The sequence below is a fragment of the Marinifilum sp. N1E240 genome, from assembly GCF_009295825.1.
Classification (GTDB): Bacteria; Bacteroidota; Bacteroidia; order Bacteroidales; family Marinifilaceae; genus Marinifilum_A; species Marinifilum_A sediminis.
The window spans coordinates 406,091-421,478 of the sequence record NZ_WHKF01000004.1 but is presented as its reverse complement, the minus strand read 5'-3'; the positions used below and the strand labels follow the sequence as shown (position 1 = coordinate 421,478).

11 protein-coding genes are annotated in these 15,388 nt (G+C 32.7%); 7 read left to right on the top strand and 4 right to left on the bottom strand.

The annotated features are described in order from the left end of the window. The first annotated feature begins 362 nt into the window (after positions 1–362). A complete protein-coding gene (locus tag GCQ56_RS13200) occupies positions 363–956 on the top strand; it encodes a T9SS type A sorting domain-containing protein (protein WP_152734941.1) in 594 nt (197 codons plus the stop codon). 423 nt (positions 957–1,379) lie between these two features. Beyond that, positions 1,380–2,039, top strand: coding sequence for an acetyltransferase (locus GCQ56_RS13195; RefSeq protein ID WP_152734940.1), 660 nt, complete (start codon positions 1,380–1,382; stop codon positions 2,037–2,039). Positions 2,040–2,145: 106 nt separating this feature from the next. Here GCQ56_RS13195 and GCQ56_RS13190 read toward each other — a convergent pair whose 3' ends face one another. After that, on the bottom strand, positions 2,146–2,976 hold the full coding sequence (locus GCQ56_RS13190) for a thioredoxin family protein (RefSeq protein WP_152734939.1): 831 nt from the start codon (positions 2,974–2,976) through the stop codon (positions 2,146–2,148). A 120-nt stretch (positions 2,977–3,096) separates the two neighbouring features. After that, on the bottom strand, positions 3,097–3,840 hold the full coding sequence (locus GCQ56_RS13185; protein WP_152734938.1) for a hypothetical protein: 744 nt from the start codon (positions 3,838–3,840) through the stop codon (positions 3,097–3,099). Between the two features lie 632 nt (positions 3,841–4,472). Between GCQ56_RS13185 and GCQ56_RS13180 the strand changes: the two genes are divergently transcribed. From GCQ56_RS13180 to GCQ56_RS13160, 5 genes are all read left to right on the top strand, one after another. Further along, on the top strand, positions 4,473–4,799 hold the full coding sequence (locus GCQ56_RS13180; RefSeq protein WP_152734937.1) for a hypothetical protein: 327 nt from the start codon (positions 4,473–4,475) through the stop codon (positions 4,797–4,799). Positions 4,800–5,703: 904 nt separating this feature from the next. Next, the gene (locus tag GCQ56_RS20305; RefSeq protein WP_193323786.1) at positions 5,704–5,997 is read left to right on the top strand and encodes a hypothetical protein; all 294 of its coding nucleotides are present in this window, start codon (positions 5,704–5,706) and stop codon (positions 5,995–5,997) included. 125 nt (positions 5,998–6,122) lie between these two features. Beyond that, complete coding sequence (locus GCQ56_RS13170; RefSeq protein WP_152734936.1) at positions 6,123–7,646, top strand: efflux RND transporter periplasmic adaptor subunit; 1,524 nt, start codon at positions 6,123–6,125, stop codon at positions 7,644–7,646. Positions 7,647–7,733: 87 nt separating this feature from the next. Beyond that, positions 7,734–10,826: an efflux RND transporter permease subunit gene (locus GCQ56_RS13165; protein WP_299993667.1), complete on the top strand. Its 3,093-nt coding sequence runs from the start codon at positions 7,734–7,736 to the stop codon at positions 10,824–10,826. Continuing rightward, entirely contained in the window at positions 10,819–11,994 is a 1,176-nt protein-coding gene (locus GCQ56_RS13160) for a TolC family protein (protein WP_152734935.1), read from the top strand. Before GCQ56_RS13165 ends, GCQ56_RS13160 begins: the two co-directional genes overlap by 8 nt. A 404-nt stretch (positions 11,995–12,398) precedes the next feature. Here GCQ56_RS13160 and GCQ56_RS13155 read toward each other — a convergent pair whose 3' ends face one another. Together GCQ56_RS13155 and GCQ56_RS13150 are read right to left on the bottom strand one after the other, a co-directional pair. Further along, complete coding sequence (locus GCQ56_RS13155) at positions 12,399–13,004, bottom strand: hypothetical protein (RefSeq protein WP_152734934.1); 606 nt, start codon at positions 13,002–13,004, stop codon at positions 12,399–12,401. Positions 13,005–13,116: 112 nt separating this feature from the next. After that, positions 13,117–15,231, bottom strand: a complete 2,115-nt coding sequence (locus GCQ56_RS13150; RefSeq protein ID WP_193323785.1) for an LruC domain-containing protein — start codon at positions 15,229–15,231, stop codon at positions 13,117–13,119. Between the last annotated feature and the right edge of the window lie 157 nt (positions 15,232–15,388).

The following is a 15,388-nucleotide window of genomic DNA, read 5'->3' as shown; positions in this document are numbered from 1 at the left end:
AAAATAGTCTTAAATGACAATTTTCATACTACGATTTTGAATCAATTTTATTCCCTTTTTCAGATAAGCTCATCAAAAAATGACGTTTTACCCCATTTCGCAAAAATCCGAAAACGTTATCATAAACATGAAAAATGCTCAAATCATGTTAATAATGACAAAATTCTTTATTAAATCTATGTAACGCAAACAATTTCGGGCGTTTCCGAAACCGTTTTAAGTTCATTTTTTTGTTATTTCTTCCATTTTTTGATTTTCTATTTAGATCATTTCTACAAAAATCATATAGATTTACAATATCAGTTTAAGACAAAAACAAAGAACTGATTTTAATTAACATTTAATTATTAAATTTTATCAAAATGAAAACAAAAAATTTAAAAGGAATTGTATTGGGAGTAATACTATTCTTAGGTGCAAGTTCAGCTTTTGCCACAGGTAATGTTCGTATTAATCCATATTTGGATACAGATCTTTCAATTGTTTCAATTATCAATCCAACTGAATCTGCTCTAAAATTGAAAATTTATGACACAGAAGGAAATTTATACTATTCTAAAAAAGTAAGTGGAGAAACTACAAATCAGAAATTATTCGATTTCTCTTATTTAGAAGATGGTGTATACAAAATTGTATTGACTGGAAATAAAGTAAATGTTGAAAAGAAATTTGAAGTAGAAAACAACAAGTTAATTTCTGAAAAGCAGGAAGAGATAGCGGAGAAAACACTTTTCAGATCTGAAGACAATAATTTATTTGTTACTTATTTATCTTTTGAAAACAAAAACTTCAACCTTTCTATTCTTGATTCATTCGGAAACGAAGTATTTTTAGAATCATACAGCTCAGAACCTACTTTTTCTAAAAAGTTTAATGTAGAAGCTTTACCAAAAGGAGAATATAAAGTACGTCTTATTTCTAACGATAAAGAGTACAACTATGCCTTCAGAAAGTAATGATCAATGCGGCTCGTGCGACCAAATGATTCTACTAAAGAATCACAATTTTATAATAAGTGTATCCCTCCAGAAATAGAGATACACTTATTTTTTTGCCATTTATAAAACAGTACTCCACAAACATTTAACTCGAATTGTAAACTTCTTACAAACGAAACAAAGCTTACTCCCCCAGTAATTAAAACTCTTCCTGTTTAATCAGATTTCCATATCGATAATTCAGACCGCCTACAATACCCCATAAAAAGAGAATTATCAATCACTTACAAATTAAATAAATTTGTTTTTTATGTTGATGTTGATTAAATTAAAGAGACAATACTCAAAGCTTTTTTTCTCTGTTATTAAATAATTGCAGAAAATTTGCCTTACGATTCCTTGACTTTTCAACCAAAACCAATCATAAATTAAATTCACATTATGGCTAAAGTAATTATTTTCGGAGTTTTAGACACAGCAGAATTAGCTCATTGGTATTTAGAAAACGATAGTGAGCACGAGGTTGTCGCATTTACAGTTAATCAAGAATATTTAACCGAAAAAACATTCAAAGGGTTACCTGTTGTTCCATTCGAGGAAATTCAAATTGACTACCCACCAACAAAGTACAAACTTTTTGCTCCTATGACCGGGAGAAAAATGAATCGTTTAAGAGAACAAGTCTATTTAGCAGGCAAAGAGAAAGGCTACGATTACATTTCCTACATAAGTACAAAAGCAACGGTTTGCGATAACGAAATTGGTGAAAATTGCTTTATTCTCGAAGACAATACCATACAGCCTTTTACAAAAATTGGTAATAACGTTGTTCTTTGGAGTGGAAACCACATTGGTCATCATGGCGAGATCAAAGATCATGTATTCTTTACATCGCATGTTGTAATGTCGGGTCATTGCGTAATTGAATCGCATTGTTTTTTTGGAGTAAATGCTACAATAAGAGATTATTCACATTTAGCACAAGGAACTTTACTTGCTATGGGTGCAAGTTTAACAGCACAAAAAACCGAAGACTGGGGTGTTTATGTAGGTAATCCTGCAAAAATGTTAAAAGAAAGAATTAGTCATGAAGTTTATTAAAAATTAACTCACATACAGTTTAGTATTAAAAATAGATTTCAAAAACAGAAGGCTGTTGGTTCATATTATCCAACAGCCTTTATTACTATTTCTATTTAAAACATAACTAATTTAAATCTTTTCTATATCCTCCTAAAAAATCGTAATAAGGCAAACTATAATCTTTCACTTTCATATAGTATTCTTTAGCCTTTTCTACATCCTCCAAATCAAAATAAACTTTTGCAAGAATTGCATCTTTTAGATTCACATTCTCTTCACTTTTAGGTTTACATGAATTCATTATTTTTAATGATTTTTTGGGGCTCTTATTTAGGCAGGATAGTAATTGAACTTTTTGAAATAAATCATCATTTTTAGATTTCTTTAATAACTTCTCCGCCTTCTTAAAGCAAGCGTTGCTTTTATTTTTAAGAACCTTTGTAATCTTAATATCCTTAGCAAAACTACTTTCCTGATAACACATTGCAAGTTTTACGGCTTTTTCCACATTATTGTTTTTCTCAAAATCTATTTTTGCCTTATAGATATCATTAACAGAATAACTGTATGCTTTTAGAAGATTCTCCATTCTACTTTTACTTTGATAACCTGTCATATTTTCAAACTGTTCATTCCAGGCGTCAGTAATAAAAATCTTTGGTATAGCTTTTACCATAAAATCAGGATTATTGAAATCCACACTTAAATCTAACTTTACGAAAACGTACTTGGCAGCGTACACATTCATGGCTTCATCATCCCAAACATCTTTGTCCATTCTTTTGCAAGGACCACACCAGTTTGCCCAACAATCTACAACAATTAGCTTGTTTTGTTTCTTAGCAATTTCTTTTGCCTGACTATAAGAACTTAGCCATTGAATCTGTCCGCTAACTAGCAAACTGCAACTGATACAGAGCGAAAGCAAAATAATTTTTTTTAATTCTTTAATCATTTTTTTGTGTTTTGGTTAATTTGACCTCAATCTTAAAAACAGTTGGTCTTTTTAATAATAAAAGAAGAGAAACATTACGAATAGCACTTCTCTTCTTATTTTTTACTAATTAACTATAAATTATGCATTTTGTGTTTCCTCAATTAACTCCTCCACCATTTCAACTTTTTTCTTTTGCTTCTCCACAACAACTGGCTTACGAGCTTTTTTCAAAATGTGAGTAAGCATGTATTCATCTGCCATTTGTTTATCATGAGCCATCACAAGCTTTCCTTTTTTCGAAATATCCGTAAGCATTTTCCAAAGCACATCATACTCAGCAATATTATCCGCAACATACTCCTTACGCTCTCTTAGCTTTTTTTCCTGTTCCAGATTTTTCTCATAAATATCCTTTGTGGCAGTTTTAATTTCAAGCCCTAACTCCTCTTTATAACCTTCACTTTTAAGTTGTTCTATATTTTTTTCAATATTTTGCTCAATATCCTTATGATGAGCACAGTATGCCTCAACATTTCTTACCCTCAAGTCTTTTCTTGCTTCTTTAATTCCAAAATCAGCATACTTAACCACAAGTTGTTTATTCGCGGACTGTACATAGCTTGCCAATAAATTTAACTTTGGAATCATATCATCCATACTTTGATACAACTCACTTGTAATGGTTTTGATTTCTCCAGTTAATGATTTTGTTGAAGTTAGATCTTTAATTTTTTGTATTTGATTGGTTACAGATACAATAAAATCAGCGTTGTATTTTGGGGAATATTCTTCGAATTTTAGACAATCCCTTTGTAATAAGCTTAGCAATAAATCACCTACGACAGGTAATTCTTCACGTTTGAATTTAAAATAAGTTCCCATTTTACTTTTAGTTTGATTATTATTATTTAGATGGTTAAACAATTATTATTCGAAATTTGCTCTTCCTCCTCCGCATTAATAAATCTCAACTTCACAATCCGTTTTCTTATTTTCGCCTTCCTTTACTCTACCTACACATTCTTTTTTGTTACTAATTCATTCCTTTCCAATACATTCCTCTTACTTCTTGCTACCTACACGTAACTTCCTATTACTAATCCGTTCCTTTCTGTTACCTATAAATTACTTCTTATTACTTATTCATGACTTCTTGTTACAAATCTATTCCCTCAAGCTACTTGCTCTCTATTTATTGAAGAATACAGTAATTTCATTATAATTTATGCTGTCTGACAATCAATTTAACTAGTAACCCATTATTATGCAACACTCTAATTTAATACATTTGTAATTATATGTCAAGCCCTTATTCTAAATTATCTTAAATATAATTCCTATATTATTCCTACAAACACCACCATGACTAAATAATAGAAGATGTACTTTTTTCCAAATAAGTTCATTTTGCCTATTGCAAATACCGCAATTATCAGATATATTCACGATTCCTAATTAGCCATAGGAAACCGATTAAAGAATTACTATAATCAAATCATAAATCTAATATCACTATGAAAAAATTATTATTTGCTATTGCAATCTGCGGATTCGTATTTACTTCTTGTGGAAACAAAACAAAAACTGCTTCAACTGAAGAAAAAGCTTGTTGTTCAAAAGAGAAAACTGAAGTTGTAGCTGAAAAAGAAGAAGGATGTAAGTCTGATTGTTCGAAAGGTTGCACACACACTGCGAAACCAGAATGCACAAAAGATGCTGCTACTGCAGAAACTAAAACAGAATGTTGTAAAGGTCACAAAGCTGAAGAGACAACTGCAACAATTGAAACTAAAAAGGAATGCAAAGGCGATTGCGCAAAAGATTGCAGCAAAAAATCATAAGGTGTAATACCTTCAGAATACAAACCGTGGAGATCTTCTTCACGGTTTTTTTATGTCCTGTAAAATATTCACCTCAAACAAATATTACAATAGCATAGTGTTTTGAATTCAGAAATAGAATAGGAAATTAACAATATTACAAATCAATTCCAACGCAAGGGAGCATGCCTTATTGAGCTCAATTTCAATAATATATTTTTATTTTTTTTGTTAATGATTTATTAATACCTTAATCTAGGTATAGGAAATCAAATTCTGATAAATTATATTTGTCCGCAACATATTACAAAATGAGGAGTTTAAAAAAATACATATTGTGCCTGATTATGGTAATACCTATGCTGGTATTACTAGCACATGATATTATTCCTCACAATCATCACGTTCACCAGCAAGAAAATAATCATGTATCAGTAATTCAGATACATCAACATGCCCATTCTCACAATCATGGTCATAGTGGTTTACATTGGAATCACAGTCACAATACCACTGAAGAAACTTGCTGCATCCTCACTCATAACAGAGTACAAAAGGAAATAAAATACCAGATTTTCCTAAAATCTGATGAAATAAAACTGGACTCAGAAGACAGTCAAAGAGTACAACAATTTAAAGTGTACAACAGTATACTTATACCTGAGCCACTTAAATCACCACCTCTAAGGAGAGGTCCGCCTTCACAACACTTAGCATAGTTATATAAGCAAATTGTTTAGTACAGTTTATGCATTAAAAAAATAATGCTAATTTGTCTCAAACAGTCTTTATACTCTATACTAATCTTCAAGCAGAATACTTTTAATTATTTATATACAAGCACTTTGGTCTTGTTAATTGAAATAATCAGGATTCTATGAAATGTTTCGATTAAACAGATCAAAGACCATCTAAAATTCAATTTATGAAGAAGGTATTATTTGTTTTGGCAATTTGTGGTTTGGTTTTCACTTCGTGCACTAGTACAGGAAAGAAAGCCAAAAAAGAAGAAACTCACCAGCATGACGGACATGATCACGAAGGGCATGACCATGAGGGACACGATCACTCAGGACATGAAGGTCACGATCACGGAACTGAAGGACATGATCATCACCAAGAAGAATTTACGGTAGATGCTGACAGTTCTAAAACTCATTCTGAACATGAAGGACATGACCACGATCACGATCATGAAGGTGACAACCACAAACACTAAGAAATAGAATAGGGTTGGTAAAAGCCTTCCCTACTCTTTTACTTTTTCACATCCTAAACAAAATATCTACTGCAAGTAAGATACTTACAAACGAAAAATTGAATTTCACATTTAAATTGAGAACAATGAATAAAATATATTTGATAGCCATCGGCTTATCTCTATCAATAATAGCTTGCAAACCCTCTACACAATCCGGACATGGACATTCTCATGATGAAGTTTCGGGTGGTGCAACACATGCAGATCACAACAATCAAACAGTAACACTTTTTTCTGAAACAACAGAAGTATTTGCTGAATTTCATCCATTGGTAGCAGGTCAGGTTTCTAAATTTCTAACGCATTTAACTCGTTTAGATACTTACCGACCATATACTGAAGGTAAGCTTAGCATCTCTTTAATTAAAGGCAATAAGGGGATCCGTAAAACGGTAAAATCTCCTAGTTCTCCAGGAATATTTACTCCAAGTCTGAAACCATCTACTGCAGGTTTGTACACACTGGTAATTGAGGTAAACTCAAAGTTTGGTAAGGAAAGATTCGAAGCCAAAAACATACAGGTATACGCAAGCGAAAAGGAAGCAACAAAAGCCATGGCAGAACTGAAGAAAGAAAATCAGACTGCATTCTTAAAAGAACAAGCGTGGAAAATTGAATTTGGATCTGAAGATGTGAAGTATGATATTTTTAATAAGGTAATTAAAACTACGGGTGAATTAATAGCTTCCAGTAACAGCGAAATTCGAATTTCAGCAAAATCAAGTGGAATTGTTCGTATTCCGTCATCAGATATTGTAAATGGCAAAACGGTTTCCAAAGGAGAAACGATCTTTTATATCTCGGGAGAAGGACTTTCTGATAACTCATTAACCAGTCGCTTTATAAGTGCTCGCTCTGAGTTTGAAAAAAGCAAAGCAGAATACGATAGAGCCAAATCTTTGTCTGAAGATCAAATCATATCTAAACGAGAATTTAATAAAGCCAAAGCAAATTTTGAAAAAGCAGAAATTAACTTTCAGTTGATTTCAAAAGATTATAGTACCAAAGGAATTAAAGTGGCTTCGCCTGTTAGCGGATATGTTTGCAACGTATTTGTAAAGGAAGGTGAATACGTTGAAAAAGGTCAGGTAATTGGTATTGTAGATCGAAACACAACACTAATTTTAAAAGCTGATTTGTATCAAAAACATTTAACGCAACTCTCAAAAATCCACTCAGCAAACTTTAAATTACCATATCGAGATGAAATATATAACACAGACGATTTAGGCGGAAAACTAATTGCCTACGGTCGTGATATTCATGAAGATGATTACACCACACCTCTTTATTTCGAAATCAACAAAATTCCAGAGCTCTATATGGGATCTTATATTGATGTTTATTTAAAATCAGAGAGTACTCGCAAAGTTTTAAGTGTGAGCAAATCTGCAATTCTTGAAGATCAATCCATTTTCTACGTTTTTGTACAAACCGAAGGTGAAAGTTATGAAAAACGCTTTGTCACAATTGGTTCAGACAATGGCAAAGAAGTAGAAATTCTAAGTGGACTAAAAGCTGGAGAGCGAGTTGTTAGCAAGGGTGTTTACTTTGTAAAATTGGCTTCACTGGCTGGTGCATTGCCTGCTCATGGACATGAACATTAGAATTTCTGAATTCAGAACAATTGTATTTCGAAGCATTGGTGTAAAAGTATAAATCAATCTTCAATCATTAATTTAAAAGAAACAACTGTGTTAAATAAAATCATACAATACGCACTACACAACCGTATATTGGTGATGTTTGCAGCTTTCCTCCTTATTCTTGGAGGTAGCTACACAACAGCAAATATGGATGTAGATGTGTTTCCGGATTTAACTGCACCAACCGTAGTGGTTATGACCGAAGCACATGGAATGGCACCTGAAGAGGTAGAAAAACTGGTTACATTTCAAATAGAAACAGCCGTTAACGGCGCAACTAATATTAGACGATTACGTTCATCATCTTCGGCAGGATTCTCCATCGTTTGGGTAGAATTTGAATGGGGAACAGACATTTATCTGGCTCGACAAATTGTAAGTGAGAAATTAATGGCTATTTCTGATCTTCTGCCAGAAGGAACTGGAAGTCCAACTCTTGCTCCTCAATCGTCCATTATGGGTGAGGTTATGATGATTGGTCTACAAGCAGAAAAAACTTCTCCAATGGACCTCAGAACCTTAGCCGATTGGAGTATCCGTCCGCAAATTCTTGCTCTTAACGGAGTGGCTCAGGTAGTTGTAACTGGTGGCGATTACAAACAATACCAGATTCAAGCCAATCCTCAGAAAATGCGTCACTATAACATCAGCATGGATGAATTGATGAAAGCTGCGAATGCAACGAACCAAAATTCCGCTGGTGGTTTCATTAACGAATTTGGAAACCAATATAATATTCGTGGAATTGCTCGTACCTCTGATATTAATAAACTGGGTAATTCTGTAGTCAAAGTCTATAAAAAAGCACCTGTACGCATTAGCGATATTGCTGATGTTGTTGAAGCTCCAGCACCAAAAATTGGTTTGGCAAGTGTTAATGCCAATGCTGCAGTTCTATTAACTGTGAAAAAGCAGCCTGGCATAAATACTTTAAAACTTACCGAAAAGCTAGATGCTACCATTGAAGATATAAAGAAAGGTTTACCAGAAGATGTAAGCGTTAATACTCATATCTTCCGCCAAGCAGATTTTATCGATAATTCAATTGGAAACGTTAAAAAGGCACTGTACGAAGGATCTATTTTTGTGATCATTATCCTTTTCGTATTCCTGATGAATTACCGCACAACGGTTATTTCTCTTTTGGCAATTCCATTGTCACTATTATTTACCATTATCGCTCTAAAACTAATGGGCATTACCATTAATACGATGACCTTGGGAGGTATGGCTATTGCTATTGGTGACCTTGTTGATGATGCAATTATTGATGTTGAAAATGTTTATAAGAGACTTCGTCAGAATTTCCAACTTTCGAAAGAGAAAAGAGAGAATTCGCTAAAAGTCATTTACAATGCTTCTTGCGAAATTCGTTCTTCAATTATTAATGCAACCTTTATTATTATTGCAGCTTTTGTACCGCTTTTCTTCTTATCAGGAATGGAAGGAAGAATGCTACAGCCATTAGGTATCGCATTTATCGTTTCCTTGTTTGCATCACTAATTACAGCTCTTACAGTTACTCCAGTGCTTTGTAGCTTTATGCTTACCAGCGATAAAATGCTTAACAAAAAGAGCAAAGAAAGCTGGCTGGTTTCAAACTTGAATAAAATCTATGAGAAATCATTAAATCAGGCTCTTCAATTTAAATATTTTATTCTTAGTTCGGCTACCATTCTTTTTATAGCTTCGCTAATTATCATGAGCGGCTTGGGACGTAATTTCCTTCCTGATTTTAATGAAGGATCTCTTACTATTACAGCGATTACAAAACCAGGAATATCATTAGAAGAATCTGATAAGATTAAAATTTTAGCCGAAGAAGCACTACTTACCATACCAGAAGCCAGGCTAACTGCTCGTAGAACTGGTCGTGCAGAATTAGATGAGCATTCCTTTGGTGTAAATACTTCTGAAATTGAAGTTCCTTTTACATTAACAGATCGAACCAAAGCTGAATTTCTAGCTGAAGTAAGAGAAAAACTGGGTCAGATTGCTGGTGTCAATTTTGCCATTGGTCAACCTTTGAGTCATAGAATTGATCATATTTTATCGGGAACTAAAGCAAATATTGCCATTAAAATATTTGGAAGTGATTTATCAAAAATGTTCCAAATGGCTAATGAGATAAAAGGATCGATTGAATCTATTGATGGCGTTGTAGATGTTAATGTCGAACAACAAGTAGAAATTCCACAAATTCAGATTCGTCCTAAGCGCGATATGTTGGCAAAGTATGGTATTTCCATTTCTACGTTTTCCGATTTTATTGATATTGCCTTTGCAGGAGAGAAAGTTTCTGATGTTTTCGAAGGAGTGAAAGCTTTCGACTTGGTAGTAAAATACAATGAAGAAAATCGTGGAAACATTGCCGCACTTCGTAATGCTTTAATTGATACTTGGGATGGTAAAAAGATTCCCTTTAGCTATGTTGCAGATATCCAATCTTTGTCTGGACCAAACACGGTAAGTCGTGAAAATGTACAGAGAAAATTAGTAGTTTCGGCAAATGTAGCTGAAAGAGATCTACGATCGGTTGTAACTGATATTAAAGCAGCTGTAGATAAAGACATCAAAATTCCTGAAGAATATAGAATTGAGTTTGGTGGACAATTTGAAAGTGAGGCAAAAGCCTCTAAAACGCTAGCTTTAACTTCATTAATTTCATTCTTAATCATATTCCTACTGTTATTTCAAGAGTTCCGTTCATTCCAATTGGCTAGTATCATTTTAATAAACCTTCCACTTGCATTAATTGGTGGTGTGTTTACAATATACTTTACTTCAGGAATGTTGAGCATTCCTGCTATTATTGGTTTCATAACTCTATTTGGTATTGCAACTCGTAATGGTATTCTCCTTATTTCGAACTACCAAAACATGTTAGGTAAAGGACTAGAAATAAAGGAAATAATTGTCCAGGGATCCATTCACCGTTTGAGTCCTATTTTAATGACTGCTTTAACTGCCGCTTTGGCATTAATTCCAATGGCATTAGGTGGTGATGAACCAGGTAATGAGATTCAAAGTCCAATGGCTGTTGTTATTCTTGGTGGACTATTAACTTCCACCTTACTTAACGTGTATGTTATTCCTATTGTATATCTGTTGTTAAATTCTAAAAACAAAGGAAATGCTTAGATCATTATTACTAATAATTATATTAGTCTTGAGCTTACAAGGATTTGCTCAAGTTACAATTCAGGAAATTTTATCCACAATTGAAAAAAACAATCCTGAATTAAGAGCACATGAACAATATATTGATGCTCAAAACTTAGGATACAAAGCTCAAAACAATCTGGCTAATCCTGAGTTCGAGTGGGAAAAAAGTTTTTCTTCGGAAGAAGGCAAACCATATGAAATTTTGGTAAGCCAAAGTTTTGATTTCCCAACCAGCTATATTTATAAGAATCAACTTAAGAAAGAACAAATTGCTAACTCAGAAAATTACAAAACGGAGCTTAGACAGAATATTCTATTAAAAGCGAAATTACTCTGCATAGAATTGATTTATCTCAACAAACAAAAAACTGAACTTAATAAGCGATTATCTGCTTCGAGGAAATTGAATGATTATTTTGATAAAAGATTGAAAGAAGGTGATGCAAATATTCTCGAGGTCAACAAAATAAGAATGCTTCGTTTAAATACACAGAATCAGTTAAAAATGCTTACTTCCAAAATTTTTAACCTTCATGAGGATTTAAAAAAATTAAATGGAGGTAAATCATTAGCTATTAACTCTATAGTATATCCAGAAATTAGTTTGGATAAAAACATGAATGTGCTTTTGCAAGAATCATTAAATGCTGATCCTAGACTAAAATTATTAAGTGCAAACGAAATAATTGCGTCAAAACAAACTTCATTGGTAAAAACAAAATCATTACCAAAAATTAGTATTGGCTACAGATATTTGAATTCGGATGTGATGAAAAAAGCTAATGGCATAAAATTGGGTTTAAGTATTCCTTTATGGGAAAATAAGCACAAAGTGAAACAAGCTAAATTGATTGAGCAATTCAGAAAAGAAGAGTATAGCATCGGTAAAATGGAAAAAGAAAATAATTTTTTGAAGCTTTTTCACAACTATTTAAGTCTGGATAAAAGCTTAAAAGAGTACCAGAAAATCTTCTCTGAAAAGCAATACGATCAATTATTACAAAAAGCTCTAAAATTCGGTGAAATATCAGGAATAGAATACCTTACAGAGAGCATTTATTACTACGATAGCTTTGATACATATCTAGAAATAGAGTATGAATACAACAAAACCATAGCACAAATTCAGAAATTTAAACTGTAATATTATTTGGAATGTGTTAAAATACCACATTTTATAAAACCTTTTTGAAACATGCGGCGTACAACATGCAAAACGATTTCCGTTTTTTAAGGTTTAAAGTGAATAGATAGAAGAGGATGGAGTGGTTACCATCCTCTTTTGTATTTTACCAGCCCAACACAAATTCTCAAAAAAACACTTTATTAGAAAAGAAAATATGCTAGATCAATTTATCTAATTGATTAATTCACAGTGATAAAAAATCATTTTAATTAAAATTTCTTAAACTTTTTATTGACAATAAAAATATTAACCCTTATATTGCAATTGAATTTTCTATGGAAAGTTCAGGTTTTAAAGTGAATATGAAAAGGACGGAGTGGTTGCCGTCCTTTTTCGTTTTATAAAATTTCATCTTTTTATTTTCACTTTAAAACACCTAATTTGAGGTTTATCCCTAAACCAAAGACGGTTGTTTTTTCATTTAGAACGATAAACGCAGACAAACCGATACCAACATATTTAGAAAATGCAATTTCCAATTCAGGTTTAAAAACAATGCTTAGCATTTCTGAATGGCGCTTTTTATAACTGTAATTACCTATAAAAAATTCACTAGATACTGCATCATCAATAATATTATAAGCATAAGCTTCTTTAAATTCCGAATACGCCAAACCAGCTCTCAAATTCCATCTTCCTTTCTCGCTTCCTTTGTATGGTAAAATAAACCCTCCCAAAATAGAATAAGATTTCAGTTCATCTTTTGGTGTATTTGCTCCCAATGATACAATACTTGAAAGTCCTCCAGAATAATCATCTGGTCGAGATGGATCCTTTCGCTCAAAATGAGAAAAAGAAAATTGAAACGATATTTTTTGATTGTGAATGTAATTTGCGGCTAGATCTCCTCCAATGTAGTTTCCAACTGATCCACCAGCATCCAAATAAAATAAATTCTCTTTAAGAATTTGAGCATTTACTATTGTGGATCCGATTAAAATATAAAGAGCAATTACAAACTGTTTCATAGATACTTTAACTTTTTACAAATAGTCAATACTAAATCTACACTAACTGTGCTTAAATCACAAAAAAAAGAGAGACTAAAAGCCTCTCCTTAAATATATCTGTTTTTAAAAACTATTTGCTATAAATATTGGATGAATTTCTGTAACCAGATCCATTCATATACCAATCTTTATTGCTATTTCCGTTACTACTAGCCCAATTATCAAAAAGTAAGTAAGAATTCAAAATACTCTTCTTTTCAGATGGATAGTCGAAGGATACGGGAACATTAATTGCCCATGGCAAATATTGATCTGAAACGTAATACTTTCCATTATTCTCATTACTATCGTCATCGTATTGCCCCAATAAACTTGTGTCTGCCAAGTCAGTTGGTTCATGATTTGGTAAATGAACTTCTTTTCCTCTTTGCTGATCAATAATAATAAATGGATTGTAAGGAGGCGTACCTAAATCATCTCCATTAACTGGATTCGTAAAATTAATTGTCATTTTGAGAGTGTCAGGTGTTGAATATGGTGAATTCGGATCTGTATTAACACCACTACCTGCTCCAGGATAATCAATTACATTATAAGGATCGTCAAAACAAATAATAGTTGCCTTTGATTGTCCATTCTCTGTTCCATTCGAAGAGATATCCAAATAACCATCGGTAATTCTTTGTCCTGTCACAGATTCAATACTAGCTGGTGTCGTCTCTAAAGCAAAACCAAAAGCATTTTTAAACGATGCTCCAATTGCTTTTACCAACAGTTTTGCGTCTATCTGTACAATATCATTATCAGAATTAGTAATCTGATTAAAATTATAAGCAACTACCAAATCGTTAAAATCAAAATCACCTTTACTTGGCCATAAATCTTCAAATGCTAAGGAACCAAATTCACCTTCTGCAACATAGTAATTATTAAAGGCTTTTGTTGGGTCCGAAGGGTATTCATCAAACTCATCAGGTGTACCATCATTATCTTCATCGTCTGCCTCTTTGTCTACTTCCTGATAATCTTCAGGTTTAACAGCACTCATAGGATTTATAGTTGCGTAAAAAATCGCATCATTAAAATCATGATCACAGGAAGGTGAACTTCTGTCAATATCCTCAAATCCCAAAATCATTCGCTCGGTATCTCCATCATACAATAAGACATTGTGCTTACGTAAAGCACCCGAATTTTCGATATTTAAACTTGTATTTGAATAATGTGTATATACCTTATTATTTACTTCACGTTTTCCATCTTGCCAACCATGAGCAACCAAAAACCATCCTACCGATCTACCAGCAGGAAATAATTTTACATATTCATTCTCATTCTGATCCAAATAAAGCAATTGAACTTTGTTTCCAGAGACGATTTCATCTTTATTCCCCATTGATACATTTGGGAAAATGATGGTTAAATCATCAATATCATTAACACTTGATGGAGGATTATCTGTTGGATAAGTGTAATATCCTAAAGCGTTTTTCCAACCAGCCCCTTCATGAACAAAAGTAACCCAAATTTCACCCTCTTCATACATAGAAAGGTTAGTATCCTCACTATTTGCAAGGTATTCAGGATGTGTATTCATTAAAGTATTCCCTTCAGGTAAAGAAGCATTTACCATTTCTAGAAAATCATTTGTAATTTCATCATTTGCTGATTCCAAATAATCCGGCTTACCTTTTTTACCCCAGGATCCTAAAATGTAATAACCGTTATCACTATCAACATTAGGTATATTATCAATTTTCACCGCTGTTTTGACTGACGATTTTAAATTATCAGAACCACCTATGGCAATATTAACATTCTCTCCCTGCAAAGCAAAAGAATTATACCTAGGCAAACCTGCATGATAAGTTAATACATATATACTGTCTATACTGGAAGGAGGATTTAATTTGCACTCAATGGCACCATTAGAATTGGTTAAACCCTTATAAAATAAAGATTTCTTATAATCTGGCACGAATACTCCGGCAGTATCCACCGGGTTATTCATATACATCTCCAAATAAACACCATTTAGAGGTTCATTCTGAGGATTCGAAGTAGTCAAAGATATCTGATATTCCACAACAGTTTCAAAATCAAAACCTGCATATTTACCATCGGGTTCTTTAGGATTTTCTATGCCTCCACCATCATCTTCCGGAGAACTATCAGAACAGGAATAAAAGCTAATCCCTATCAAAAACAAAATGGATAAACACAAGGTAATTTTGGTTAATTTCATAGTCAATAGCAGTTTTATAAAAATTAAACTCTTCATTAAAATTTAGAATACGCTGATCTTTTAAAAAAGTTTGTCTTTGGGCATTTCGTCAATAAAAAAGCGGATAATCTATCTGATTACCCGCCATTTATCACAAAAATGATTTTTTATTTAAACT

What these genes read in the sequence shown, in the direction of transcription:
- GCQ56_RS13160 (WP_152734935.1), top strand. Translation starts at nt 10,819, where the DNA reads ATGCTTAGATCATTATTACTAATAATTATATTAGTCTTGAGCTTACAA.
- GCQ56_RS20305 (WP_193323786.1), top strand. Translation starts at nt 5,704, where the DNA reads ATGAAGAAGGTATTATTTGTTTTGGCAATTTGTGGTTTGGTTTTCACT.
- GCQ56_RS13190 (WP_152734939.1), bottom strand. Translation starts at nt 2,976, where the DNA reads ATGATTAAAGAATTAAAAAAAATTATTTTGCTTTCGCTCTGTATCAGT.
- GCQ56_RS13170 (WP_152734936.1), top strand. Translation starts at nt 6,123, where the DNA reads ATGAATAAAATATATTTGATAGCCATCGGCTTATCTCTATCAATAATA.
- GCQ56_RS13155 (WP_152734934.1), bottom strand. Translation starts at nt 13,004, where the DNA reads ATGAAACAGTTTGTAATTGCTCTTTATATTTTAATCGGATCCACAATA.
- GCQ56_RS13200 (WP_152734941.1), top strand. Translation starts at nt 363, where the DNA reads ATGAAAACAAAAAATTTAAAAGGAATTGTATTGGGAGTAATACTATTC.
- GCQ56_RS13150 (WP_193323785.1), bottom strand. Translation starts at nt 15,231, where the DNA reads ATGAAATTAACCAAAATTACCTTGTGTTTATCCATTTTGTTTTTGATA.
- GCQ56_RS13195 (WP_152734940.1), top strand. Translation starts at nt 1,380, where the DNA reads ATGGCTAAAGTAATTATTTTCGGAGTTTTAGACACAGCAGAATTAGCT.
- GCQ56_RS13180 (WP_152734937.1), top strand. Translation starts at nt 4,473, where the DNA reads ATGAAAAAATTATTATTTGCTATTGCAATCTGCGGATTCGTATTTACT.
- GCQ56_RS13185 (WP_152734938.1), bottom strand. Translation starts at nt 3,840, where the DNA reads ATGGGAACTTATTTTAAATTCAAACGTGAAGAATTACCTGTCGTAGGT.